The organism is Burkholderia arboris, assembly GCF_902499125.1.
GTDB lineage: Bacteria > Pseudomonadota > Gammaproteobacteria > Burkholderiales > Burkholderiaceae > Burkholderia > Burkholderia arboris.
The window spans coordinates 429,672-452,826 of sequence record NZ_CABVPX010000001.1 but is presented as its reverse complement, the minus strand read 5'-3'; the positions used below and the strand labels follow the sequence as shown (position 1 = coordinate 452,826).

Genomic DNA, 23,155 nt, shown 5'->3' with positions numbered 1-23,155 from the left:
ACGGCTATGCCGCGATAACGCATCAGCGCGTCGCGATCGCTACTGCCGCGCCGGCCATCGCTGCCGCGCTCGTACGATTCGCAATCCGTTTCGCGCGTGCCGACGTCAGGAACGCACGGGCACGCGACGCAAGCAGTGACCAGAAGCAGTCGCACAGGATCAACACCGCAAGCATCGTGCCGACGAGTTCCGCCCACGCCACGATACCGACGTGCGTGAGGTCGACGATGGTCGGCAGCAGCGCGAGATAGAACACCATGATCTTCGGATTGCCGAGCGTAACCAGCATGCCCGCGACGAACATGCGCCACGGCGACTGGCCGCGCGGCAGGTTGTCCGCGCCCGTATCGGTCGGCGCGGCCCACATCTTCCACGCAAGGAACAGCAGATAGGCGACGCCGAGCAGCTTCAGCACGATCAGGCCCGCCGCGAACGTGCGCGCGAACGCGGACAACCCCGCGACCGCCAGCGTGAGCCACATCGCTTCGCCGAGCCACATCGCCGCGAGGAACGGCAGGACGTCGCGCACGCCGTTCGTCAGCACGCGTGCGACGAGCGCGGCGACGCTCGGGCCGGGCGTGCCGGCGGTGACGAGCAGGGCGAAGGCGAAGACGGCGAGTGCGGACAACGTCATGGCGAGCCTCGGGGACGGGACGTCCGAAACGTATGAAGTCTGGATTATAGTGACGGCCGTTCCAGACTGCCTGCCTGAATTGCCGTCATGACTGCATCGATCCTGATTCGCCCTGCCACGCAGGAAGACGCGGCCGCGATGGCCGCTGTGGAAGTTGCCGCCGCGCAGCGGTTTCGCGCGATCGGCATGACCGACATCGCCGACGGCGAGCCGACCGATGCGGCTGCGGTGCTCGTGCGCATCGACGATGGCCGCGCGTATGTCGCGGTCGATCCGCAGGGCACGTGCGTCGGGTTCGCGTTTTATCGGCTGCTCGATGCGCAGCGGTTGTATCTGGAGGAGCTGGATGTCGCGCCGTCGCATGCCGGACAGCGGATCGGCGCGCGCCTGATCGAGCAGGTGATGGCGCGCGCGGCGCAGGAGCACGTCAGGCAGGTCGTGCTGTCGACGTTCCGAGACGCGCCGTGGAATGCGCCGTACTACGCGCGCCTTGGCTTCAGCATCGTCGACGACGCGTCGCTCGACGACACACTGCGCGCGATCCGCGCGCACCACGTCGCACTCGGCCTCGACGAAACGCAGCGCGTGTTCATGCGCGCGGACGTGCGCGCCTGAACACGTGCTGCCCGGCCGTCAGGCCGCGTCGTTCAGCGCCGGATAGTCGGTGTAACCCGTTTCGCCTTCCGCATAGAACGTCTCCGGCACCGGCTGGTTGAGCGGTGCGCCGATTTCGAGGCGGCGCGGCAGGTCCGGGTTCGCGATGAACAGCTTGCCCCACGCGATCGCGTCGGCGCTGCCGTTCTCGAGCGCGGCCTGCGCGGTGTCGAGCGTGAACTGCTCGTTCGCGATCAGCGGGCCGCCGAACGCTTCCTTCAGGCGCGGGCTCAACTGGTCGCCCGAATACGATTCGCGCGTGAAGATGAACGCGATCTTGCGGCGGCCGAGTTCGCGTGCGACATAGCCGAACGTCGCTGCCGGATCGGAATCGCCCATCGTGTGTGCGTCGCCGCGCGGCGCGAGATGCACGCCGACACGGCCGGCGCCCCACACGTCGATCGCTGCGTCGACGACTTCGAGCAGCAGGCGTGCGCGGTTCTCGATCGGGCCGCCGTACGCATCGGTGCGGCGGTTGGTGCTGTCCTGCAGGAACTGGTCGAGCAGGTAGCCGTTCGCGCCGTGAATTTCGACGCCGTCGAAGCCCGCTGCCTTCGCGTTTTCCGCACCCTTGCGGTAGGCGGCGACGATGCCCGGAATTTCGTCGAGTTCGAGTGCACGCGGCGTCACGTACGGGCGCTGCGGACGCACGAGGCTCACATGGCCGCCCGGGGCGATCGCGCTCGGCGCGACCGGCAGGTCGCCGTTCAGGAAGACGGGATCGGAGACCCGGCCGACGTGCCAGAGCTGCAGCACGATGCGGCCGCCGGCTGCATGCACGGCCTGCGTTACTTGCTTCCAGCCTTCGACCTGCTCGTCGGACCAGATGCCCGGCGTGTCGGCATAGCCGACGCCTTGCGGGGTGACCGACGTCGCTTCGGTAATGATCAGGCCGGCCGATGCACGCTCGGCGTAGTAGCGCGCCATCAGCGCGTTCGGCACGCGCGCCGTGCCCGCACGGGAGCGGGTGAGCGGCGCCATCACGATGCGGTTCGGCAGGGTCAGGTCGCCGAGGGTAACGGGATCGAACAGCGTGGGCATGGCAGATAACCTCTTCACGAAAGGCGGGGAAGCCGTCGCGTCATGTGCGATGGCGCCCCGCATGGCCGGTTCGGCCGTTGGCTAGAGTTCGCGGCGCAGGGCGTCGTGAAATGCGTCGATGACGGCCTCGTTGCGCTGAAAAAACGCCCATTGGCCGATCCGCGTCGACGTCACGAGCCCCGCGCGCTGCAACGTGGCGAGGTGCGCGGAGACGGTCGACTGCGACAACCCGCAGCGCGCGTCGATCTGGCCCGCGCAGACGCCGTGTTCGTACGGCAGCGTCTGTTGCGGGAAGTGCTCGCCGGGCGTTTTCAGCCAGACGAGGATTTCCCGGCGCACGGGGTTCGAGAGCGCTTTCAGGATTGCATCGATGTCGAGTTCGGTCGGCATGGAAGGGCTTGGCGTTTCGGTCGGGCAAACAGGTATCGTCGATGGGCGAATCTTATATCGTAATTTTACGATATGCGCGAAGGCACTGTTGGCTATGGGGTTGATAGGGTGTCGATAGGGACGACGGGCCGCACTTTCGCGCTTGAGCGATGCGTGGGTGCGCGAAGGGCCGTTGACGGGGGGATGCCCGGCCAGCGGGCGCCGCGGGCGCGCGTCACCGCGTGAATCGGCAAGTCGGCCGCGTCGGGTTTGCGCACTGGTGTGGCGTTGGACTTGCAACCAGGTTTCAAAGGGCTGCATCGGGATACGCGGGAGAACGCCCCGTATCCGGCCCGGATTGCGCACCGATCGATCGGCGGTTGTCGGTATTCCGGACGGTATCCGGATCGGCGCGAGGCGCGTGGCACGGCACGTGTCGGCTGCCGTGGAGCCATGAGGAAAATTGATCGAATCAAGCAAAAAACATCAATTTTCACCAGGAATTGTTCTACCCACAATGGCTCACTCGTCGGCAAGGCGAGTGCAAGCGATACCTGACGGGCAACGGCATTCATTCAATACCGTCGCCATTCGTATCGTCCGATTATATCGGAGTAGAAAGCAAATTGTCATCGGATTGCGATGCAGGAGAAAGAATTCACGGAGCCCGTATGCCGCGGCGCAGTGCTTTCGTCGGCACGGATTCGCGACTGCGTGAGCAGCGACGAATCGTACGGAGCGCGCCGATCGCCGACCGGCTTCTTTCAATTTGCCGTCAACGTTCACGCCGATCCATTACCTTCAAGGAAAACAGCAATGCGCTTCTGTCCTCTTCGCCCAAAGGTCGCGGGCGTTGCTCTGGTTGCAATTGCGGGGCTTCTTCCGTGCTGCTCGCTGCCGGCGATCGCGGCGGCTCCCGAACTCAATGTCTATAACTGGTCGGACTACATCGCCAGGGACACGATCCCGAACTTCGAAAAGGCGTCCGGCATTCACGTGCGGTACGACAACTACGACAGTGACGACACGCTTCAGGCAAAGCTCCTGGCCGGGAGTTCCGGCTATGACATCGTGGTGCCGTCGTCGTTGTACATGGCGAGGCAAATCCAGGCCGGCATGCTTCAGAAGCTCGACAAGTCGAAGATTCCGAACCTGAAGCATCTCGACCCGGTGCTGATGAAGATGATCGCGGATGTCGATCCGGGCGCGCAATACGGCGTGCCCTGGGCGTTCGGCACGGACGGCATCGGCTACAACGTCCAGGAAGTGAAGAAAGCGCTGGGGGACAACGCGCCGGTCGACAGCTGGGCACTGGTGTACGACGTGGAGAACGTGTCGAAGCTGAAGCAGTGCGGCGTCTCGTTCCTGGACCAGGCCGCCGATGCGTTCGCGACCGCGTTGCAGTACCTGCACAAGGACCCGAACAGTTCGAATCCCGCGGACTATCAGGCCGCGTTCGATTTGATGAAGAAGGTGCGTCCGTACATCACGCAATTCAACTCGTCGGGCTACATCAACGATCTCGCCAACAACGATGTCTGCGTCGCAATTGGCTGGTCGGGCGACGTCGGCATTGCGCGGCGGCGCGCCGCAGACGCGAAACGATCCTACGAGATCCGCTTTTCGAACGTCAAGGAAGGCGGCCTGCTGTGGTTCGACATGATGGCGATTCCGAAGGACGCGCAGCATCCCGAGGCGGCCATGAAGTGGATCGACTATATCGAGGACCCGAAGGTCAATGCGGCGATTACCAACGAAGTGTTCTATCCGACCGCGAACCGTGCCGCTCGACCACTCGTCAACCCCGTCGTATCGCAGGATCCGAGCGTTTATCCCCCCGATGACGTGCTGCGGAAAATGACGCTGATGAAACCGCTGCCGATCGAGATCGTCCGTCTCGAGAACCGCCTCTGGGCACAGCTGAAGGCAGGGCGCTGATGGCGTCGAACAGCGCAGCGCCGGCAAGCGCCGCGTGCCGCGCGGACTGAAACCGCCGTCATGCCAGGTTGCCTGCACCGATAGCGAGCAGGCGCATTCCCCCGAACACCGTACTCCTTGTGAGCTGCCTCGTGCGCCTCGCACGGGAGCGTTCGTGCGTGCGCCTGCCGCCCGCCGGTGTGCGACAGCCCGGCCAAGGCGGCAATCGCTGCAATAGAAAAACATGGAGACTTCGTATGAGAAGAAAGCTGATTGGTTTGCTGGTGGCGGGCTGTCTGCCCGGTGTTGCCGTGGCCGACACCATGGCCGACCGGATCCGGGTATTGCAGGCGCAACTCGACGTACTGAAGAAGGAGATGGCCGGATTGCAGGCGCGTCCGTCGGACCGGCCGGCAATCGCCGCACCTGTACCGGTCGATCCGTCGTCGCCTGACTATGGCAGCGCGCAGGCGTCGCTCACCAACGACGACGTCACGGCCATGAAGCAACAGCTTGCCACTCAGCAACTCAAGGTGAACTCGCTCGAGGACGCAGCGAACACCGGCCCGATTGCCGGTCTCTCCGTGACGGGCTACATCGACCCGACTTATGTGTACAACCGCGCGCAGGGCGGTTCGTCGTTCCTGTTCGCGAATCACGAAAATACCGGCGGTTACTTCAACAGCACGTTCGGCGACCTGTACCTGGACATCAAGAAAACCTTCGGTGTCGGGCCGATGGCGCCGTCGGCCGAAATCACGCTGATGCCCAACCGGGGCAACGGCATCACGCTGATGCAGAACGAGCGTGGCCAGATCGGCAACAACATCCTGAATACGGCGGTCGTCACCGTTCCGCTCACGGGTACGACGACATTCGTTGCAGGCCTGATGTCCAGCTTCGGCGGCTACGAGGTCCAGCAGTCGAATCAGATGCTTACGCTGACTCACAACCTGCTGTACGACTTTTCCGACCCGGGCAGCTATGTCGGCCTCGGGGCGAACTATACGAAGGGCAAGTGGACGTGGAAGTTCCTGCTCGGTAACGAACAGTACCGGACCAATGGCGCCATTACACAGACGGGAACCAACGCGCTGGGCGATCCGGTCACGATCAGCAACAAGGTGCCGACTTTCACGGCACGCGCGGACTATGCGTGGTCCAGTGCGCTCGATATCGGGGCGTCGTTCAACATCGGGCGGCAGACGTTGCCGAGCGCAGTCAATCCCGCGACCGGTGCAATGAGCTATGGCATCGGCGGTCAGGCGCCCAATGGCTTCGGCGCATTCTTCTTCTCGGAAGCCGACCTGACTTATCAGCTCGCAGACGTTCAGTACAACGCAGAAATCGACTACGGTCAGCAGCAGAACGCGGCGTTCAACGGCGGCCAGGCGCAATGGTATGGCATTTCGCTGCTCGCGCACCGGAAGTTCAGCTTGCCGGGCGTCGGCAGGATGGGCATGACGCTCCGCTACGACTTCCTCGCCGACAGCAAGAACGGCGGCGGTGGCGGCGGCATCGCGCTGAATGGTCAGGGGCGCGACCCGTACAACGGCTTCGGCATCGGCGCGGACTGCTTCGCCAATTCGCAGGCAAGTGGCGGCATGGGTCTTCAGTGCAAGGGTTCGAACCGTCAGGACGTCGCGCTCGACCTGCTGTTTTTCCCGACCGCCCAGATCACGGTGAAGGTCGAGTACCGGCACGACTGGGCCAACAACAAGGTGTTCCTGAGAAACGACGGCTCGTACGGCAACAGCAACGACTTGCTTGCGACGCAGTTCATCTACTCGTTCTAGCGCCGGACAGCGCGCTGTCGTACCGGTCGGCAACGGTGCGTTGTCGTCCGGCCCCATCCAGTTGGCTCATTGGCTCATGGAGATGCAATGAAAGACAAATTCACCCGACCGTCATGCCCGGAAACCGATCGCTCGGCACTCACGCGTCGCGACTTCATCAGGGGATCGGCGGCCCTCCTCGGTGCATCCTGGATGGGCGCGTTGGCGGGGTGTGGCGGCGACGATGCGTCGGCAGGTCCCGCGGCCATTCGCGCGTCGTCGCGTCAGGCGGCAAACCCGGCGGCATACCTGATGCCGGGCGAGGATGCGCCGCACGCGGCGACGTACATGGCGTTCGCGTCGGGTTCGGAAGGCATCTGGACGCCGCTGACCGCGCAGAGCACGGATGCGGGTATCGACCGGGTTCGTGCCGACCTGATGGATGTCGCGAAGGCGATCGGCACCTACGAACCGGTCAACATGCTGGTGTTGCCGGTCGACCTGAGCGCCGCGCAGGCGTTGCTGGCGACGGCAAGCGACGCGAACCCCGCGATCCACGCGAATTACCTGGCACGCGGCGCAGGCGCGGGCGGCGTCAACCTGATCGCGCGGGCCGACGGCTTCGACGATCTGTGGACGCGCGACACCGGCTGTGTCTTCGTAAAGGATACGGCCAATGGCAATGCGCTGTGCGCGGTGAACTTCAACTTCAACGGCTGGGGTAATGCGAACACGGACGGCTTGAACCTCAATGCGGGCATGACGGTGCCGCCTGCCGTTGCGGCGGGCAGCAACAAGTCCAAGGCGGGCAAATTCTTCCAGCCGTTCGCCAACGATCGTGCGCTGGCGGGATGGATGGCGCAGGCGAACAACGCGACGCTGATACAAAGTACGTTGACGCTCGAAGGCGGGGCGATCGAATTCGACGGGGAGGCGACGGCGATCCTGACGGAATCGGCGGTGCTGCACGTCAGCCGCAATCCGCAACTGTTCAATATTCCTGGGGGTGTCGTTGCCAACGCGACACTGCTGCCGACGGCCAAGGACACGGTGCTGGCGGAACTGCAGCGTACGCTCGGCGTACAGAAGATCATCTGGATTCCGGGAACGGCGATCTTTCCGCAAGGTTGCGGCGCCGGTGGGCAAGGTGGCGCCGCGACGCCGGCGAGCGAGACCGACATCACGAACGGGCACGTCGATTTCTACGCCAAGTTTCTATCGCCCGGTGTCGTCGCATACTGCTACGACGCGTCGAATTCGATGGGAGAACGGGCGCTGAGCGAGGCCAACTGGCGGCGCCTGAACAATCAGACCGACGCAAGCGGAAGGACGCTGCAGTTGATCGAGCTGACGACGCCGGCAAACTATGGAACGTCGAATGGCATGACGCTGACCAATCGCCAGATGACCAATTTCGCGGCCGGCTACATCAATTTCTATACATGCAATGGCGCGATCATCATGCCGAAATTCAACGATGCTTCTGCCGACTCCGCTGCGCTGACGGCGATCCAGCCGTATGCGGGTTCGCGGGATATCGTTCAGGTGGATATTCTGGGCATTGCGTCGGGGGGAGGCGGCGTGCATTGCGCGACGCGTGAACTTCCTGCGTAGATCGGGCGTCCTGCAACCGCACAAGGCCGCCCGGAACGGTCCGTGCCGGGCGGCCGAACACGTCAGCCCGGCAGTGCCTTCCCCACGATCTCGTATCGCCCTTGCGTCGCATCGACATGCGCGAGCGTATCGAGCACGCGTATCACGGGCGGGTGACCGTACACCCGCTCGACCATCGCCTTGTATTCGTCGCCGTGCCAGTGCGCGGCGGCTTCGCGCGTGCGCCACACGTACACGCCACCGCCTTCGTGCGTGGCCGCGTCGTAGAAGTACCACTTGTGCAGCAGGTCCGGGTTCTGCGCCCACTTTGCCGCGGTACTTTCATAGCGCGCTTCCAGCGTGGTGACATCGACATCGGGTTGCAGCTTGAAGAAGACGATTTCGGTTATCACGGTCAATCCTCCACGAGAAAATCGCGGAAACGCAACACACGCGCCGTCGCTCAAGAGGGGATCGGTGCCGCATGCGCTTCAAGCGCCTGTGTGACAGCGTAGGCGCCGTGCTTTAAAAAGTAAAGCAAAGGCGACGCACCATTCAGGCAATTGACTCTGCCCGTCGATTGCTTTAAAAAGTAAAGCATGACCACACCCAAAATCGGACAACGTGTTCGCGGATCGACGACAGGGCGGCCCATCATGGTCGTGCTGGATCTGCTCGGGCGCCGTACCGCGCTGCGCATCCTGTGGGAACTGCGGGGCGCGCCGCTCACGTTTCGCGCGTTGCAGGAAGCCTGCGAAACGAACGCACGCCTGCTCAACACGCGGCTGGCCGAGCTCAAGGCGTCCGGCCTCGTCGAGCATGGGGAGGGCGGCTATTGCATGACCGCCGAAGGCCGGCGGCTCGAAGCGGCGTTGCAGCCGTTGCTGGGGTGGGCAAGACAGTGGGCGAAGCGCGACCCGGAAGGGCTCGACGCGGCCGATCGCGAGCAATCCGGTCAAGCGCGCTGATCGATCCGCGCCGGGGTACGCGTCGCAACATCGTTCCGGGTCAAGCGTCAAGCGTCGGGCGCGATCCATTTTCTGTTTGCGGAGTCATTTCATGTCTGTTCGGGCCGTGATCTTCGATTTCGATCTGACGCTGGCGGATTCGTCCGCCGCGATCATCGAATGCACGGAATACGCATTGCATCGGCTGGGCGCCGCCGGCGCGACGCCCGCGCAGATCGGCGCCGTGATCGGGCTGACCCTGCCGCAGATGTTCCATTCGTTGACGGGCGAAGCCGAGCCGGCGCGGGCCGACGCATTCGCGCGGCACTTCGTCGCGCGCGCCGACGAGATCATGGTGGCCGGCACGCGCATCTATCCCGAGGTGCCGCCGCTGCTCGCGCAGTTGCGTGAGCAGGGGCTCGCGGTCGCGATCGTGTCGTCCAAGTTTCGTTACCGGATCGAGGCGATTCTCGAACGCAACGGCCTGCAATCGCTGGTCGACGTGCTGATCGGCGGCGAAGACGTGCAGCGTCACAAGCCCGATCCCGAAGGGCTCGTGCAGGCACTCGCGCGGCTTGACCTGCCGGCCCGCGCGGCGATCTACGTCGGCGACCACGCCGTGGACGCGCAGGCGGCCGAGCGCGCCGGCGTGCCGTTCGTCGGCGCGGTGAGCGGCATGACGACGTTCGATGCATGGGCGCGCGCGGGCAAGCAGGCCGTGCGCACGCATATCGGCGAGCTGGCCGCGCTCGTGCAGCGGATGCAGCGCGAGCCGGGCCGGGCGTCGGGCCCGCACGACGCCTGACGCCGGATTCGGGAGCCGCACGATGCCGCGCCACGTGAACCATCTGCGCTGGAAGATCGTCGCGTTTCTGGTCGCGCCGCTGACCTTCGTGATGACGCTCGATCGCGCGGCGATGGCCGTGGCCGCGCCGACGATCCAGGGAGAGCTCGGCCTGTCGATCGTCGAGATGTCGATGATCCTGACGATCTACTTCTGGGCCTATGCGATCGGCCAGCTTCCGGCCGGACGCGCGGCCGAACGCTTCGGGTCGCGCCGCGTGCTGTTCGGCACGAGCACGCTGTGGTCGCTGATGATGATCGTCACGCCGTTCGGCGGTTCGTTCGCCTGGCTGTTCGGTTGCCGGCTGGTGCTCGGCGGCGCGCAGTCGGCCGACTGGTCGAGCAGCGTCGTCGCGCTCAAGCGCTGGTTTCCGGCCGGCGAGCGCGCAAAAGGCAACGCGGTGCTGCTCGCGGGCCTGTATCTGGGCCCGATCGTGTCGGCGCCGCTCACGGCCTGGACGATCGTCCATTTCGGCTGGCATGCCGTCTTCCACGGATTCGGCGCGCTCGGCCTGCTGCTCGGCGCAATCTGGTGGTTCGGCTACCGCGATGCGCCGGCGTCGCATCCGCTCATCACGCAGGCCGAAGCCGACTACATCGCGGCCGGCCAGCCGCCCGGCCACACGGCCGTGTCGGGTTCGCTGATGCGTTGCCTGCGGTTGGGGCGCTTCTGGATCTTCGGCATTCAGTATTTCCTGCTCGTGCTGATCCAGAGCTTCTACACGACATGGCTGCCGACCTACCTGATGCGCGCGCGCGGACTGTCGCTGAAGGCGATGGGGCTGTACGCGTCGCTGCCGTGGGTTGCCGTGTTCGCGGCGGTATTCGTCGCGGGCGCCGTCAGCGACCGGCTGCTGAGGAAAACGGGCTCGATCTACTGGGCGCGCACGCCGGTCGCGATCGCGGGATTCGTCGTGAGCGCGCTGGCGCTGGTCGCCGCGTCGCGCGCGGAGGCGATGGCCGCGGTCATCGCGCTGCTGTGCGTGTCGTTTGCGGCCGTCGGGTTCGTGCAGGTCGTCGTATGGTCGGCCGCGCAGGATCTCGGGCGGCCGTTCGCCGGCGTGATGTCGGGCTGGACCAACGTGTGGGGCGCACTGTCGAACGTCGCGGGCCCGATGACACTCGCGCTCGTCGTCAAGGTCACCGGCAGCTGGGGCAGCGGAATGTTCGTGACCGGTGCGGCGGCGGCTTGCGGCGCGGTGCTGTGGCTGTTCGTGCATCCCGAGCGCCCGTTGCTTGCCGTGGCGGCGGGCGGCTTGCCGCCGGCGGCAGAGGGCCGGAACACGCCGCGCGGCGGCGCGCGCGAAGTTCGGGCCGACGCCGGCCGGGTTTCCGAGCCGGCCGACTGAGCCGTATTGCGCAACGGGCCGGCAGCGCGCGACGGATTCTGCGACCATCGCCGTTAAAGTCATATCCGAAACCCGATCCGCCGCCATGTCCCTCATTTCCGTTGCCTTTGCAAGCATCCGGCCCGCGCGTGCGCGGTCGGCCGCCCGGACGCTGTCATTCGTGTTTCCGCTCTCGGTAGCCTGTGCCGTCATCGGCCTGTCGGGCAGTGTGAGTCCGGCCGAAGCCGCTACGCCCACGCAGCGCGAACGTCTCGAAGCACCGGTCAAGGCCGTCGCCGACCAGCGCGTGGCCGTCGAGACGCCGCAGGGCAGCGCGGCGCTGCCGGTCTACGCCGACCATCCACTCGACCACGCCGCGCCCGACGTCACGCGCGTGTTCATCGTGATTCACGGCACGCTCCGCAATGCCGACGCTTACTATGCGTCGGGGCGCAAGGTCGTCGAGCAGGCCGGTGCGTCCGGCAACGGCACGATGGTCGTCGCGCCGCAGTTCCTGACGCGCGCCGATACGCGCGCGTTCTCGTTGCCCGCATCGACGCTGGCGTGGACGCAGGAAGGATGGAAGGGCGGCGAACCCGCGCGCCAGCCCGGCCCGATCAGCTCGTTCGCGGCGCTCGACGCGTTGCTCGCGCATTTCGCCGACCGCAGCCTGTACCCGTCCCTGACAACGGTCGTCGTGATCGGCCACTCCGCCGGCGCGCAGTTGCTGCAGCGTTATGCCGTGGCCGGGCGCGAAGGGGACGCGCTGGCGCATACCGGCATCGCCGTGCGCTACGTGGTCGCGAACCCGTCGAGCTATCTGTATTTCGACGATGAACGGCCGAATGCCGACGCGATCGCGGGCGGCACCTGCCCGCGCGCGACGCAATGGAAATACGGGCTGAAGTCGGCGCCGCCTTACGTTGCGTCACAGGACGCGCGCGAGCTCGAAACGCGTTACGTTGCGCGCCGTGTCGTGTACCTGCTCGGGCAGGCCGATACGAATCCGTATACGCATTTCATCGACCGTTCGTGCGCGGCGATGGCACAGGGCCCGTACCGGCTCGCGCGCGGGCTCGCGTATTTCGATTACCTGAAGAAGCGGCACCCGGACGATCTCGCGCAGCAGGTCGTCGAAGTGCCGGGCGTCGGGCACGACGGTCTCGGCATGTTCACGTCCGCTTGCGGGCTGGCCGTGCTGTTCGGGCAGGCATTGCCGCAATCGTGCCCGGTCGTCGCCGGTACGGCGCCGGTCATGCGTGCGGCAGGACAATGAGCGTGCATGCGCGGTCCGCGCACGGCCAAAGGCGATCGATCAGAGAAATGCAGGAATCGGCAAGATAAATTCATTTCCCTGCGCAGCGTTCGCGGTTCAGGATGACGGCATTCCCGGGAGCGCCCCCATGAACATCACGATCCTCGACGATTATTTCGACACGCTGCGTACGCTGCCGAGCTTCAGCAAGCTGGACGGGCAGGCGGTCACGATCTGGAACGACCATGTGCAGGACGTCGACGCCCTGGCCGAACGCCTGCGCGATACCGAGGTGCTGGTGCTGATTCGCGAGCGCACGCCGATTCGCGCGCCGCTCATCGCCCGGCTGCCGAAGCTGCGGCTGATCAGCCAGCGCAGCGTCTATCCGCATATCGACATCGATGCGTGCACCGCGCAGGGCGTGATCGTGTCGTCGAACCAGCACGCGGGCACGCCGTCCTATGCGGCCGCCGAACTCACATGGGGCCTCGTGCTGGCCGCGATGCGGCAGATTCCGCAGCAGATGCGCGCGTTGCAGGCCGGCAACTGGCAGACCGGCGTCGGACGGACGCTGCGCGGGCGCACGCTGGGCATATACGGCTACGGCCGGATCGGCGCGGAGGTCGCGCGATACGGCGCCGCGTTCGGGATGAACGTGCTGGTCTGGGCGCGCGAAGCGTCGCTGCAGCGTGCGCGCGACGACGGCTGGCACACGGCGCCGGACAAGCACACCTTCTTCGAAACCTGCGACGTGCTTTCGCTGCACATGCGGCTCGTGCCGGCCACGCGCGGCATCGTGACGGCCGGGGATCTGGCGCGGATGAAACCCGGTGCGCTGCTGGTGAACACGAGCCGGGCGGGCCTCGTCGTACCGGGTGCGCTCGAAGCGGCGTTGCAGGCCGGCCGGCCCGGAATGGCGGCGGTAGATGTGTACGAGACGGAACCGTTGCGCGATCCGCGGCATCCGTTGCTGCGTTTGCCCAATGTGGTGTGCACGCCGCATATCGGCTACGTGACCGAAGACGAATTCGAAACGCAGTTCTCGGATGTGTTCGACCAGATCGTGTCCTATGCGGCCGGACAGCCGATTCACGTGGTCAACCCGGACGTGCTCGCGCGTGAAGCGGGATCGATCGAGCCGTTGATTGTCGACCTGCTCGAATGGATTGGGCCCGGCGCGCGGCCGTACAACGAGGTGATCGATGCGTGGCGCACGTCGTGCCCACGCCTGCCGGTGTGGGAAGATGCCTGCGCGCGCGGTTACGTGGTCCGCCACCACGCGCCAGGCGGCGTGGCCGAGGTCGAAGTGAGCGAAGCCGGCCGCGCGCATCTCCGGGCCGCGCGCGCCTGACTGTGCGGGGCAGTCGGCGCGCGGCCGCGCCACCCGCGCGTCATGCCGTTTTTTCAGCGACCGGTGCGGCGTCCGGATCGAACACCGTCAAGCCTTCCGTCGGGTCCATCGGCAAGTCCCACGGACGCGCGGCGATCGCCCGTTTCGTCGCGTCATAGCCGGCCTGCCGGCGGGCCGCGATGCCGGCCGGCGTGAAATCGATGTCCTTCAGCTGATTGTCGCCGTCGAGCCGCGGCGCGGCGAGCTTGACCAGGTGCATCGTCGTCTCGCATCCCCACGCGGCGAGCCGGCGTACGGCCGGCGACGCGCGGTCGGCTTCCGGCACGTGCCGCGCCAGTTCGCGGATCACGTGGCGCAGCCGGTGAATCTGCTGCTGGCGCGCGATGTGGCTGTCGGTGCGGCTCGCGTACTGGATGTCCTTCTGCCGCTCCGACACTTGCCAGATGCTCTCGGGCTCCGGGCCGGCCGGATTCCACATCTGCACCGAAAAGATGATCGAGCTGCGGCGCGGGTTGTCGTCGAGCACGACCTCGACCGGCGTATTCGAATACACGCCGCCGTCCCAGTACGGCGCGCCGTCGATCCGTATCGCCGGGAATGCGGGCGGCAGCGCGCCCGAGCTCATGACGTGCTCGATCCCGAGCCGCGTGTCGCGCGAATCGAAATAGCGCATGGTGCCCGTGCATGCATTGACCGCGCTGACGGTCAGGCGCGGATGGCCCGCGTTCAGCAGCTCGGGATCGATCAGCGACGCGAGCGTGTCGCGCAGCGGCGCGATCCGGTAATACGACGCGCGATCGACGCCGAGGCGCGCCATCGGCCCGAGCCACGACGCCGGATTGGGCTGGAAGAAGCCCGCGATGCCGCCGCCGATGATCATCAGCTCGGCCAGCGTCCGGTCCCAGCCCGGCAGCAGCGGCGGGACGTCGAAGCGGGTCCGTTCGGTCACGCGATGCCAGAACGCCGACAGTTTCTCGTAGCGCCGTTCCGGCGGATTCCCGGCGATCAGCGCCGCGTTGATCGCGCCGATCGACGTGCCGACCACCCAGTCGGGCCGGATCCCGGCTTCGTCCATCGCCTGGAAGACGCCGAGCTGGAACGCGCCCAGTGCGCCGCCGCCCTGGAGCACGAGCACGACTTGCCCGGGGAGGTCCATTCGTGCCGGTTGGCTCGCGGTCATGGCTTGCCTCGCTGCGTGTGACGGTGGGTCGGATCCGAACAGTTCGATTCAGTTTAGGCGATCGACGGCGCGGGGCGGCCTGCTGCGCAACAGTGGCTTGCGTTTGCTTTGCCGTTCGCTTCCGACCCTTTGACACGGCCGGCGTCACGCATCCGGATAAGGCGTGCCGTCCTTGTGCAGGAACCGGCCGTCGCGGCTCGGGCTCATCATGTCGATGTCCGGGCAGGTGATCACGTCGTCCGGTGAACGCGAACCCACTTCGAGATAGACGGCGACGGCGTCCGACCGGTTGACCAGGTGATGGCCGTTGCCCGAGTTTTTCGGAAACGCCGCGCAGTCGCCTGCGCGCAGCACGGTCTCGCCGCCGTCCTCGATCATCACGAGCTCGCCTTCGAGCACGTAGACGAATTCGTCTTCGTCGGCATGCCAGTGGCGCTGGGCCGACCAGCCGCCGGGCGGCACGCGCATCAGGTTGACGCCGAAATCGCGCAGCCCGCCGGCGTCGCCGAGACGCTGGCGGATGCGCTGCGCGCACGGCGCGTCGAACGGCCGCGGATAGCCGCTGCCGCGGCGTTCGGGCACGGTGCTGAGGTCGATCCTGGGCATGGGCGGCTCCGTCTGCCACGCGGGCGAATGGGACGGCGGTCATTGTAGGCGGATGCCGCCCGCCGTTCGCCCGCGCGTTACGTGGCGGGCCGCGTCATTCGACGGTGATCGTCTCCTTCATGTACGGGTGAATTCCGCAGAACACCTTGTAGACACCCGGCTTGTCGAAGCGGAACGAGTACGTCTCATCCTGGTCGAGTGCCTTCGAGTGAAAGATGCCGGCATCGTTGACGACGGTGTGCGGTTCCGCGTCGAGGTTCTTCCACGTGATCGTCGTGCCGGCCTTGATGGTGGTCGACATCGGCGAAAACATGAAATTGCGGATCGTCACTTGCGCGCCGTCCGGGCCCTGTGCGAACGCGGCGAGCGGCGTGGCGGCGGCAGCCGCGCACAGGATCAGCGCCGCGACGATTCCGGGTTGCTTGAAGCGGATCATGTCGGTCTCCTCATGTTTGTCAGGCGAGCGTCGCGTCGCGCAGCGACGACGCGACCGGATGGCCCGCGAATTCGACGGTCGTCACGCCGAGCATCGCGGGCAGCCGGTCGTGCGGCACCGTGAGCGGCACGGGGCCCGGGCCGTTGCCGGCCGTCGGCTGCGGGAACGCGGTGGAGCGCGCGGTGTGGAACGTCACGTTGCCCTCGACCTTCGACACGATCTGGTGGATGTGCCCGTTCAGCACGGTGACCGAGCCGAAGCGGCGCAGCAGCGCCATGGTCTGCGGCGCGTCGCCGGTGCCCCAGCCCCACGGTTCGTAGATGGTCCACATCGGCATGTGCGAGAACACGACGATCGGCGTGCTCGACGAGCGGCCCTTCAGATCCTGTTCGAGCCACGCGAGCTGTTCGTCGCCGAAGCTGCCGAGCCCGTTCGGCTTGAAATGCATCACGTTGACGAGCGCGATGAAATGCACGCCCGCGTGATCGAAGCTGTAATAGCCGCGGTTGTCCGAGGCCTTGCCGAACCGGCCAAAATATTCGGCGCCCGAACCGTCGGTGACGTCGTGCTCGCCGGGCACCGTGTGCAGTTCCGGCACGCGCAGCGCGGATAGCAATTGCGACGCGTGGTCGAATTCCTCGGGCTTGGACAGGTGCGTGATGTCGCCCGTATGGATGGCCAGCGCGGGCAGCGCGGGCATCCCGTTGACGAGGCCGATCGTCTGCTTCAGCGTGGCCGATACGTCGGGATTCGCGTCCTTGTTGAAGCCGATGTGCGTGTCGCTGATCTGCACGAACAGCGGCTTGCCCGCGGGGGGCGCGTCGCCGGTCTGCGCGAGCGCGAGGTCGAACGGCGTCAGGATGCCGCCCGACAGCGTGAACAGCGTGCCGAGCCCGCCGAAGGCCAGGCATTGCAAGGCCTTGCGGCGCGACGGGCGGGTAGGGGTCGATGAAGACATGGGAGCCTCGCATTCGTATGACGAAACCGGACGGCCGGATCGTCCTGGAATAAGCCGGCGCCTTCGCATGCCATACCGCCGAAGCGGCGGATTTATTCCCGCGCGTTACGCGTTACGCGGTCGAACACCCGTGTCGGCGGCTTCCGGGGCAATGCGGGATGCGAGCGGGATGCGCTGTCAATGTCCTGTAAGTGACACGTCACATTTGCGTCACGACCGCCCGATAGCCTGCCACTCCGAATCACCTCTCCGGAGCCCCTTCATGCCGAATCCCGCGGCAACGGAAACCAGCGGTGCGGCCAGTCATCGCACGCGCACCGTCAGCCTCGCGCTGTTCTTTCTGATCATTGCCTGCGGCATCGTCTATGTCGGCATTCATCTCGGTGCCGATCTCGGCCCCGTCAAGGAAAGCTCGGCCCTCCCGTTTCTGCTGCTGATCGTCGCGCTGCTGATCGCGCTCGGCTTCGAATTCGTGAACGGCTTTCACGACACCGCGAACGCGGTCGCGACCGTCATCTATACGCATTCGCTCGACCCGCACCTCGCGGTCGTCTGGTCGGGCCTCTGGAACCTGTTCGGCGTACTCGTGTCGAGCGGCGCCGTCGCGTTCGGCATCCTGCAGTTGCTGCCGGTCGAGCTGATCCTGCAGGTCGGCAGCGGCTCGGGCTTCGCGATGGTGTTCGCGCTGCTGATCGCGGCCGTCACGTGGAACCTCGCGACCTGGTATTTCGGCCTGCCGTCGTCGAGCTCGCACACGCTCGTCGGCTCGATCATCGGCGTCGGCCTGATGAACCAGATCGTCAGCGGCCCGTCGGGCACGAGCGGCGTCGACTGGAACCAGGCGCTCGGCGTCGGCAAGGCGCTGCTGTTCTCGCCGCTGATCGGCTTCGTGCTGTCCGCGCTCGTCTTGCTGTTGCTGAAGGCGCTCGTGCGCGTGCCGGCGCTGTACCAGGGGCCGAAGGGCAACCAGCCGCCGCCGTTCTGGATTCGCCTGCTGCTGATCCTGACCTGCACGGGCGTGTCGTTCGCGCACGGCTCGAACGACGGTCAGAAGGGCATGGGCCTGATCATGCTGATCCTGATCGGCGTGATGCCGACCGCCTACGCGCTGAACAAGGCCGTGACGCCGGACCAGACGAGCACGTTCGTCGCGGTTGCGCGCCACGCGTCGACGACGCTGGTCAAGTACGCGGACCCGGCCGTGCAGTCCGCCCACCCGCGTGCCGATGTCGAGGCGTACGTGCGCACGCACAAGCTGACGCCCGCGACGATTCCCGCGCTCGGCAAGCTCACCGACACGATCGCCGACCAGGTCGCGCAAGCAGGCGGCATTTCGAGCGTGCCGCAGAACCTCGTCGACAACGTGCGCAACAACATGTACGTCGCGTCCGAGGCGATCCGCCTGATGGAGAAAGCGAAGGCGCCGGCGTTCCCGGTCGAGGACGCGAGCGCGCTCGAAGCGTTCCGGCAGCAGATGGACCGCGCAACGAAATTCATCCCGACGTGGGTGAAGGTCGCGGTCGCGATTGCGCTCGGCCTCGGCACGATGGTCGGCTGGAAGCGGATCGTCGTGACGGTCGGCGAGAAGATCGGCAAGTCGCATCTCACGTACGGGCAGGGCGCATCGGCCGAAGCCGTCGCGATGCTGACGATCGGGATGGCCGACGCGTACGGGCTGCCGGTATCGACGACGCACGTGCTCGCATCGGGCGTGGCCGGCACGATGACGGCGAGCGGCGCGGGCCTGCGCTGGGATACGGTACGCAACCTCGTGCTCGCGTGGGTGCTCACGCTGCCCGCATCGATCGCGCTGTCGGCTACGTTGTACTGGGTGCTGCACAGGCTGTTCTGATTCGCGCCGGGGTGCGACGCCCGGCCGCGAGACAAGCGGTCGGCCCCATCGATTTTCAATTCAACACAAGACGCTACCGATGGATATCAGTTTCGATCCGAACCGCACCGCGAACGCCTCGGCGTGGCGCGTGCTGCCCAACCGCTGGGATGCCGTCGCGTTTCCGCTGATCATCTGCCTGCTTGCAATGGCGATCGTCGGCTTTCACCAGACGATGGCGCCGATCGGCGTGCTGCAGACGCAGAAGATCTCGCTCGATCCGTCGAACCTGCCCGAATACGCGTTGCGCACCACGCTGCGGATGCTCGCCGCGATGGTCGCGTCGCTCGCGTTCACGCTCGTCTACGGCACGCTCGCGGCCAAGAGCCGCCGCGCGGGCATGGTGCTGATCCCGATCCTCGACATCCTGCAGTCGGTGCCGGTGCTCGGCTACATCTCGTTTACCGTCACGTTCTTTCTCGCGCTGTTCCCGGGCCGCGTGCTCGGTGCGGAGCTGGCGGCGATCTTCGCGATCTTCACGAGCCAGGCGTGGAACATGACGTTCAGCTTCTACCAGTCGCTGCGCACGGTGCCGCGCGACCTGAGCGAAGTGTCGCGTGGCTTTCACCTGACGCCGTGGCAGCGCTTCTGGAAGCTCGAAGTGCCGTTTTCGATGCCGGGCCTGATCTGGAACATGATGATGTCGATGTCGGGCGGCTGGTTCTTCGTCGTCGCGTCGGAGGCGATCACCGTCGGCAACCAGACCATCACGCTGCCGGGCATCGGCGCGTATCTCGCGCAGGCGATCTCGGACAAGAACCTCGGCGCGGTCGGCTGGGTGATCGTCGCGATGTCGGTCGTGATCCTGGCGTACGACCAGTTCCTGTTCCGCCCGCTCGTCGCATGGGCCGACAAGTTCCGGATGGAAAACACCGCGTCGGGCGATGCGCCGCAATCCTGGCTGCTCGACATGATGCGCCGCACGCACCTGATTCATCAGCTGCTCGTGCCGGCGGGCTGGCTGCTGTCGCAGGCCGCGCGGATTCCGCTGCGCCTGCCGGCGCTGAAGGGCACGCGCTCGCGCGGCGCGACGTCACGCCGTTCGTCGCGCGTCGGCGACATCGTATGGGGCGCATTCGTGATCCTGCTGACGGTGTACGTCGTGTGGCGCGTCGTCAGCTTCGTCGCGACCGGCGTGACGATGGGCGAGGTCGGCCACGTGCTCGTGCTCGGGCTCATCACGCTGCTGCGCGTGCTGGTGCTGATCGCGATCGCGTCCGTGATCTGGGTGCCGCTCGGCGTGCTGATCGGGTTGCGTCCGAAGCTGGCCGAGAAGGTCCAGCCGCTCGCGCAGTTCCTCGCCGCGTTCCCCGCGAACCTGCTGTTCCCGGTGTTCGTGATCGTGATCGTCCACTTCCACCTGAACGCCGACATCTGGCTGTCGCCGCTGATCGTGCTCGGCACGCAGTGGTACATCCTGTTCAACGTGATCGCGGGTGCGATGTCCTATCCGAACGACTACAAGGAAGCCACGAAGAATTTCCGGATTCGCGGCTGGCAGTGGTGGCGGCAGGCGATCCTGCCCGGCATCTTCCCGTACTACGTGACGGGCGCCATTACCGCATCGGGCGGCGCGTGGAACGCGAGCATCGTGTCCGAGTTCGTGCAGTGGGGCGACACGAAGGTCGTCGCGCACGGCCTCGGCGCGTACATCGCGCAGACGACCGCCGCCGGCGATTTCCCGAAGATCATCCTGGGCATCGCCGTGATGTCCCTGTTCGTCACCCTGTTCAACCGTCTGCTGTGGCGTCCGATGTACGCCTATGCGGAATCCCGGCTCCGGCTCGATTGAGAGTAAGCGCGATGCAAAATTCGACCGTTATCAACGCCCCCGTCAAGACGTCCCAGCCGCTGCAGCCGCCGCGCCTCGGCGAAGAAATCCTGCGCGTCGAGCACGTGAACCGCGGCTTCAACAAGTCGCAGGGCGAACTGCTCGTGCTCGACGACGCGAACCTGTCGCTGCGCGAAGGCGAAATCGTCGGGCTGCTCGGCCGTTCCGGCTCGGGCAAGTCGACGCTGCTGCGAATCATCGCCGGGCTGATCGAACCGACCGGCGGCGAAGTGACCTACCTCGGCAAGCCGCTGGATGGCCCGGCCGACGGCGTCGCGATGGTGTTCCAGACCTTCGCGCTGTTCCCGTGGCTCACGGTGCTGCAGAACGTGGAAGCCGGCCTCGAAGCGCTCGGCGTCGGCGCGCGCGAGCGGCGCGAACGCGCGCTGGCCGCGATCGACCTGATCGGTCTCGACGGCTTCGAGAACGCGTACCCGCGCGAGCTGTCGGGCGGCATGCGCCAGCGCGTGGGCTTTGCGCGTGCGCTCGTCGTCGATCCGACGATCCTGCTGATGGACGAGCCGTTCTCGGCGCTCGACGTGCTGACGGCCGAGACGCTGCGTACCGATCTGCTCGACCTGTGGACGCAGGGCCGCATGCCGATCAAGTCGGTGCTGATCGTCACGCACAACATCGAGGAAGCCGTGTTCATGTGCGACCGGATCCTCGTGCTGTCGTCGAACCCGGGCCGCGTGATCGCCGAGATCAAGGTGCCGTTCAAGCATCCGCGCAACCGGCTCGACACCGATTTCCGCAAGCTCGTCGACGACATCTACGCGAAGATGACGGCCCGCCAGACCAACGAGGCGACGAAGAAGGGGCTCGAACTCGGCAGCTGGATGCCGCGCGTGTCGACCAACCTGATGGCGGGCCTGATCGAGACGCTCGCGATGGCGCCGTACCACGGCCGCGCGGACATGCCGGAAATCGCGCGCACGCTGCATCTGGAGGTCGACGAACTGTTCCCGATCGCCGAAGTGCTGCAGTACCTCGGCTTCGCGGACGTGCGCGAAGGCGACGTGTTCCTGACGCCGCCGGCCCGCGTGTTCGCGGAATTCGGCACGCAGGAGCGCAAGCTGATGTTCGCCGATCATCTGCTGAAGCACGTGCCGCTCGCTGCGCGGATCCGGAAGGTGCTCAACGAGCGCCCGGGCCACCGCGCGCCGCGCGTGCGCTTCGAGCAGGAGCTGGAGGATTTCCTGTCGGACGAAGCGGCCGAGGAAACGCTCGACGCGGTGATCGACTGGGGCCGTTACGGCGAAGTCTTCTCGTACAACGACAAGACGGAAGTGTTCAGTCTCGAGGATGTCGAGAGCTGACGCCTGCGCCTGGACGGCGAGCGATCGTCATTCGGGCAAGTCCCGCTGATTCGTGTCCTGCTCGATCCCGCCCGTATTGAGCTGCTCGATCTTCTCCATCCGCTGCCGCGCGAGTTCCGGCAGCCGGTTCGTCACGCCGATCACCAGCGCTTCGGCAAGCGCCAGCGCCGGCACGTTGGTCTGCAGCATCGCGAACGGGCGCCCCTGGATCCGCAGCACGATTTCCGCAAACGCGCCGATCGGCGATCGCCATTCGTCGGTGATCAGCAGGATCCGCGTGCCGAGCCGGTGCGCGGCCTGCGCGAAGCGGATGCTGTCCTTCTGGTAGCGGCGAAAGTCGAAGATCACCAGCACGTCGCCGCGCCCCATGTCGGCCAGTGCGACAGACGCGAGATTCACGTTCGGCTCGACGGAGTGGACATGCGGCCGCGCATAGGCCAGCGTGAAAGAAAACAGCGACGCGAGCGGCGCGGTGTAGCGTCCGCCGCCGCAGAAGACGCGCACGTCCGGATCGGCCAGCAGCGCCACCGCCGCGTCGAACGCGGCCGCGTCGAGCCCTTCGATCGTGGTCGCGAGCGACTCGGACAGCCGCTGGAAAATCGCCGCATGGCTGTCGCGCATGCCCGTTTCCGAGTGGAACGCATCCATCCGCGCGAGCGGCGAATTCATCGCCGTGTCGATCTCGTCGTGCAGCGCCTGCTGGAACGACGAGTAGTTCGGAAAACCGATCCGGACGACGAAGCGGAACACGGTCGGGTCGCTGACTTCCGCCTGCTTCGCAAACTGCGCGATGGGCCCCAGCCCGAGACTGGGATAGCGATCCAGCAACGCCTGCGCAACCTTCTGTTCCGACGGCGTGAAGCTATCCATCTGGGATAACAGCAACGCCCTGATGCTCGTCCCCATCGGGCACTCCAGCTCTCTTATCTGTATGACAAACGGCAGACCCAGGTCTGCCGGCGACTCCACGCATGTTAGCCGATCGACGGGCGGCGGGCCGCGTACGTCCCGATATTAGAGGGCCGCATCGCACGGCCAATCGGCTCACTCATGAATGTAATGAAACAAACATTCGAGCAGAACCGTTTTTACGTGCATTCGTTTTATATTCAGTAATAACCCTAGGTTTTGATGCAAAAAAGCGAGTGCTATGATCGCGGCCTCGTCGAGATGTATTGTTTATTACATTTCGGATTGGCGGCGCCGCCATGCCGTCGTGCAGCGGCG

General features: G+C 65.9%; 20 protein-coding genes and 1 pseudogene. 12 read left to right on the top strand and 9 right to left on the bottom strand.

The features are described from left to right. Nucleotides 1-22: 22 nt before the first annotated feature. The gene (locus BLA15945_RS01970) at nt 23-634 is read right to left on the bottom strand and encodes a LysE family translocator (RefSeq protein WP_059239893.1); all 612 of its coding nucleotides are present in this window, start codon (nt 632-634) and stop codon (nt 23-25) included. Between the two features lie 87 nt (nt 635-721). On the opposite strand from BLA15945_RS01970, the gene BLA15945_RS01965 reads away from it, so the two are divergent. Beyond that, nucleotides 722-1,249 (top strand): GNAT family N-acetyltransferase, encoded by a 528-nt coding sequence (locus BLA15945_RS01965; RefSeq protein WP_174991338.1) that lies wholly within the window; start codon nt 722-724, stop codon nt 1,247-1,249. 18 nt (nt 1,250-1,267) lie between these two features. On the opposite strand, the gene BLA15945_RS01960 is transcribed toward BLA15945_RS01965, so the two are convergent. Beyond that, complete coding sequence (locus BLA15945_RS01960) at nt 1,268-2,329, bottom strand: alkene reductase (protein ID WP_174991337.1); 1,062 nt, start codon at nt 2,327-2,329, stop codon at nt 1,268-1,270. A gap of 81 nt (nt 2,330-2,410) precedes the next feature. Then, nucleotides 2,411-2,719, bottom strand: coding sequence for an ArsR/SmtB family transcription factor (locus BLA15945_RS01955; RefSeq protein ID WP_006496873.1), 309 nt, complete (start codon nt 2,717-2,719; stop codon nt 2,411-2,413). A gap of 795 nt (nt 2,720-3,514) precedes the next feature. On the opposite strand from BLA15945_RS01955, the gene BLA15945_RS01950 reads away from it, so the two are divergent. The 3 genes from BLA15945_RS01950 to BLA15945_RS01940 all read left to right on the top strand — a co-directional run bounded on the left by BLA15945_RS01950 (nt 3,515) and on the right by BLA15945_RS01940 (nt 8,004). Next, a complete protein-coding gene (locus BLA15945_RS01950; RefSeq protein WP_174991395.1) occupies nt 3,515-4,636 on the top strand; it encodes a polyamine ABC transporter substrate-binding protein in 1,122 nt (373 codons plus the stop codon). A 236-nt stretch (nt 4,637-4,872) separates the two neighbouring features. After that, nucleotides 4,873-6,411 carry a DUF3138 family protein gene (locus BLA15945_RS01945; RefSeq protein WP_174991394.1) on the top strand — a complete coding sequence of 513 codons (1,539 nt, stop codon included), beginning with the start codon at nt 4,873-4,875 and terminating at the stop codon, nt 6,409-6,411. A gap of 87 nt (nt 6,412-6,498) precedes the next feature. Beyond that, nucleotides 6,499-8,004: an agmatine deiminase family protein gene (locus BLA15945_RS01940; RefSeq protein ID WP_174991336.1), complete on the top strand. Its 1,506-nt coding sequence runs from the start codon at nt 6,499-6,501 to the stop codon at nt 8,002-8,004. A 62-nt stretch (nt 8,005-8,066) separates the two neighbouring features. On the opposite strand, the gene BLA15945_RS01935 is transcribed toward BLA15945_RS01940, so the two are convergent. Further along, nucleotides 8,067-8,396 carry a YdhR family protein gene (locus tag BLA15945_RS01935; RefSeq protein ID WP_155627273.1) on the bottom strand — a complete coding sequence of 110 codons (330 nt, stop codon included), beginning with the start codon at nt 8,394-8,396 and terminating at the stop codon, nt 8,067-8,069. A gap of 243 nt (nt 8,397-8,639) precedes the next feature. Here BLA15945_RS01935 and BLA15945_RS01930 point away from each other — a divergent pair, with 243 nt between their 5' ends. From BLA15945_RS01930 to BLA15945_RS01910, 5 genes and pseudogenes are all read left to right on the top strand, one after another. Continuing rightward, on the top strand, nt 8,640-8,951 hold the full coding sequence (locus BLA15945_RS01930; protein WP_226196263.1) for a winged helix-turn-helix transcriptional regulator: 312 nt from the start codon (nt 8,640-8,642) through the stop codon (nt 8,949-8,951). A gap of 91 nt (nt 8,952-9,042) precedes the next feature. Beyond that, entirely contained in the window at nt 9,043-9,735 is a 693-nt protein-coding gene (locus tag BLA15945_RS01925) for an HAD family hydrolase (RefSeq protein ID WP_059239909.1), read from the top strand. A 22-nt stretch (nt 9,736-9,757) separates the two neighbouring features. Continuing rightward, nucleotides 9,758-11,122 (top strand): MFS transporter, encoded by a 1,365-nt coding sequence (locus tag BLA15945_RS01920; RefSeq protein WP_174991335.1) that lies wholly within the window; start codon nt 9,758-9,760, stop codon nt 11,120-11,122. Between the two features lie 85 nt (nt 11,123-11,207). After that, on the top strand, nt 11,208-12,377 hold the full coding sequence (locus BLA15945_RS01915; protein ID WP_174991334.1) for an alpha/beta hydrolase: 1,170 nt from the start codon (nt 11,208-11,210) through the stop codon (nt 12,375-12,377). A gap of 127 nt (nt 12,378-12,504) precedes the next feature. Then, nucleotides 12,505-13,473 (top strand): annotated as a pseudogene (locus tag BLA15945_RS01910) (D-2-hydroxyacid dehydrogenase family protein); the annotation flags it as partial. Nucleotides 13,474-13,747: 274 nt separating this feature from the next. Here BLA15945_RS01910 and BLA15945_RS01905 read toward each other — a convergent pair. The 4 genes from BLA15945_RS01905 to BLA15945_RS01890 form a co-directional block, all read right to left on the bottom strand. Further along, nucleotides 13,748-14,887 (bottom strand): patatin-like phospholipase family protein, encoded by a 1,140-nt coding sequence (locus BLA15945_RS01905; protein ID WP_059239916.1) that lies wholly within the window; start codon nt 14,885-14,887, stop codon nt 13,748-13,750. A gap of 144 nt (nt 14,888-15,031) precedes the next feature. Then, entirely contained in the window at nt 15,032-15,493 is a 462-nt protein-coding gene (locus BLA15945_RS01900) for a cupin domain-containing protein (RefSeq protein WP_059239918.1), read from the bottom strand. A 94-nt stretch (nt 15,494-15,587) separates the two neighbouring features. Beyond that, complete coding sequence (locus tag BLA15945_RS01895; protein ID WP_059239920.1) at nt 15,588-15,929, bottom strand: cupredoxin domain-containing protein; 342 nt, start codon at nt 15,927-15,929, stop codon at nt 15,588-15,590. Between the two features lie 19 nt (nt 15,930-15,948). Further along, complete coding sequence (locus BLA15945_RS01890; RefSeq protein WP_174991332.1) at nt 15,949-16,887, bottom strand: metallophosphoesterase family protein; 939 nt, start codon at nt 16,885-16,887, stop codon at nt 15,949-15,951. Between the two features lie 262 nt (nt 16,888-17,149). Between BLA15945_RS01890 and BLA15945_RS01885 the strand changes: the two genes are divergently transcribed. The 3 genes from BLA15945_RS01885 to BLA15945_RS01875 all read left to right on the top strand — a co-directional run bounded on the left by BLA15945_RS01885 (nt 17,150) and on the right by BLA15945_RS01875 (nt 21,928). Next, nucleotides 17,150-18,739, top strand: a complete 1,590-nt coding sequence (locus BLA15945_RS01885; protein WP_174991331.1) for an inorganic phosphate transporter — start codon at nt 17,150-17,152, stop codon at nt 18,737-18,739. Nucleotides 18,740-18,818: 79 nt separating this feature from the next. After that, entirely contained in the window at nt 18,819-20,570 is a 1,752-nt protein-coding gene (locus tag BLA15945_RS01880; protein WP_059239926.1) for an ABC transporter permease, read from the top strand. Nucleotides 20,571-20,581: 11 nt separating this feature from the next. After that, nucleotides 20,582-21,928, top strand: a complete 1,347-nt coding sequence (locus BLA15945_RS01875; RefSeq protein ID WP_174991330.1) for an ABC transporter ATP-binding protein — start codon at nt 20,582-20,584, stop codon at nt 21,926-21,928. Between the two features lie 27 nt (nt 21,929-21,955). Here the strand turns inward: BLA15945_RS01875 and BLA15945_RS01870 are convergent, their stop codons facing one another. After that, nucleotides 21,956-22,834: a MurR/RpiR family transcriptional regulator gene (locus BLA15945_RS01870; protein ID WP_174991329.1), complete on the bottom strand. Its 879-nt coding sequence runs from the start codon at nt 22,832-22,834 to the stop codon at nt 21,956-21,958. Nucleotides 22,835-23,155 lie beyond the last annotated feature (321 nt).

Excerpts from the sequence above, each read along its gene's own strand:
- BLA15945_RS01970 (WP_059239893.1), bottom strand. The coding sequence starts at position 634 with ATGACGTTGTCCGCACTCGCCGTCTTCGCCTTCGCCCTGCTCGTCACC.
- BLA15945_RS01965 (WP_174991338.1), top strand. The coding sequence starts at position 722 with ATGACTGCATCGATCCTGATTCGCCCTGCCACGCAGGAAGACGCGGCC.
- BLA15945_RS01960 (WP_174991337.1), bottom strand. The coding sequence starts at position 2,329 with ATGCCCACGCTGTTCGATCCCGTTACCCTCGGCGACCTGACCCTGCCG.
- BLA15945_RS01955 (WP_006496873.1), bottom strand. The coding sequence starts at position 2,719 with ATGCCGACCGAACTCGACATCGATGCAATCCTGAAAGCGCTCTCGAAC.
- BLA15945_RS01950 (WP_174991395.1), top strand. The coding sequence starts at position 3,515 with ATGCGCTTCTGTCCTCTTCGCCCAAAGGTCGCGGGCGTTGCTCTGGTT.
- BLA15945_RS01945 (WP_174991394.1), top strand. The coding sequence starts at position 4,873 with ATGAGAAGAAAGCTGATTGGTTTGCTGGTGGCGGGCTGTCTGCCCGGT.
- BLA15945_RS01940 (WP_174991336.1), top strand. The coding sequence starts at position 6,499 with ATGAAAGACAAATTCACCCGACCGTCATGCCCGGAAACCGATCGCTCG.
- BLA15945_RS01930 (WP_226196263.1), top strand. The coding sequence starts at position 8,640 with ATGGTCGTGCTGGATCTGCTCGGGCGCCGTACCGCGCTGCGCATCCTG.
- BLA15945_RS01925 (WP_059239909.1), top strand. The coding sequence starts at position 9,043 with ATGTCTGTTCGGGCCGTGATCTTCGATTTCGATCTGACGCTGGCGGAT.
- BLA15945_RS01920 (WP_174991335.1), top strand. The coding sequence starts at position 9,758 with ATGCCGCGCCACGTGAACCATCTGCGCTGGAAGATCGTCGCGTTTCTG.
- BLA15945_RS01915 (WP_174991334.1), top strand. The coding sequence starts at position 11,208 with ATGTCCCTCATTTCCGTTGCCTTTGCAAGCATCCGGCCCGCGCGTGCG.
- BLA15945_RS01905 (WP_059239916.1), bottom strand. The coding sequence starts at position 14,887 with ATGACCGCGAGCCAACCGGCACGAATGGACCTCCCCGGGCAAGTCGTG.
- BLA15945_RS01900 (WP_059239918.1), bottom strand. The coding sequence starts at position 15,493 with ATGCCCAGGATCGACCTCAGCACCGTGCCCGAACGCCGCGGCAGCGGC.
- BLA15945_RS01895 (WP_059239920.1), bottom strand. The coding sequence starts at position 15,929 with ATGATCCGCTTCAAGCAACCCGGAATCGTCGCGGCGCTGATCCTGTGC.
- BLA15945_RS01890 (WP_174991332.1), bottom strand. The coding sequence starts at position 16,887 with ATGTCTTCATCGACCCCTACCCGCCCGTCGCGCCGCAAGGCCTTGCAA.
- BLA15945_RS01885 (WP_174991331.1), top strand. The coding sequence starts at position 17,150 with ATGCCGAATCCCGCGGCAACGGAAACCAGCGGTGCGGCCAGTCATCGC.
- BLA15945_RS01880 (WP_059239926.1), top strand. The coding sequence starts at position 18,819 with ATGGATATCAGTTTCGATCCGAACCGCACCGCGAACGCCTCGGCGTGG.
- BLA15945_RS01875 (WP_174991330.1), top strand. The coding sequence starts at position 20,582 with ATGCAAAATTCGACCGTTATCAACGCCCCCGTCAAGACGTCCCAGCCG.
- BLA15945_RS01870 (WP_174991329.1), bottom strand. The coding sequence starts at position 22,834 with ATGGGGACGAGCATCAGGGCGTTGCTGTTATCCCAGATGGATAGCTTC.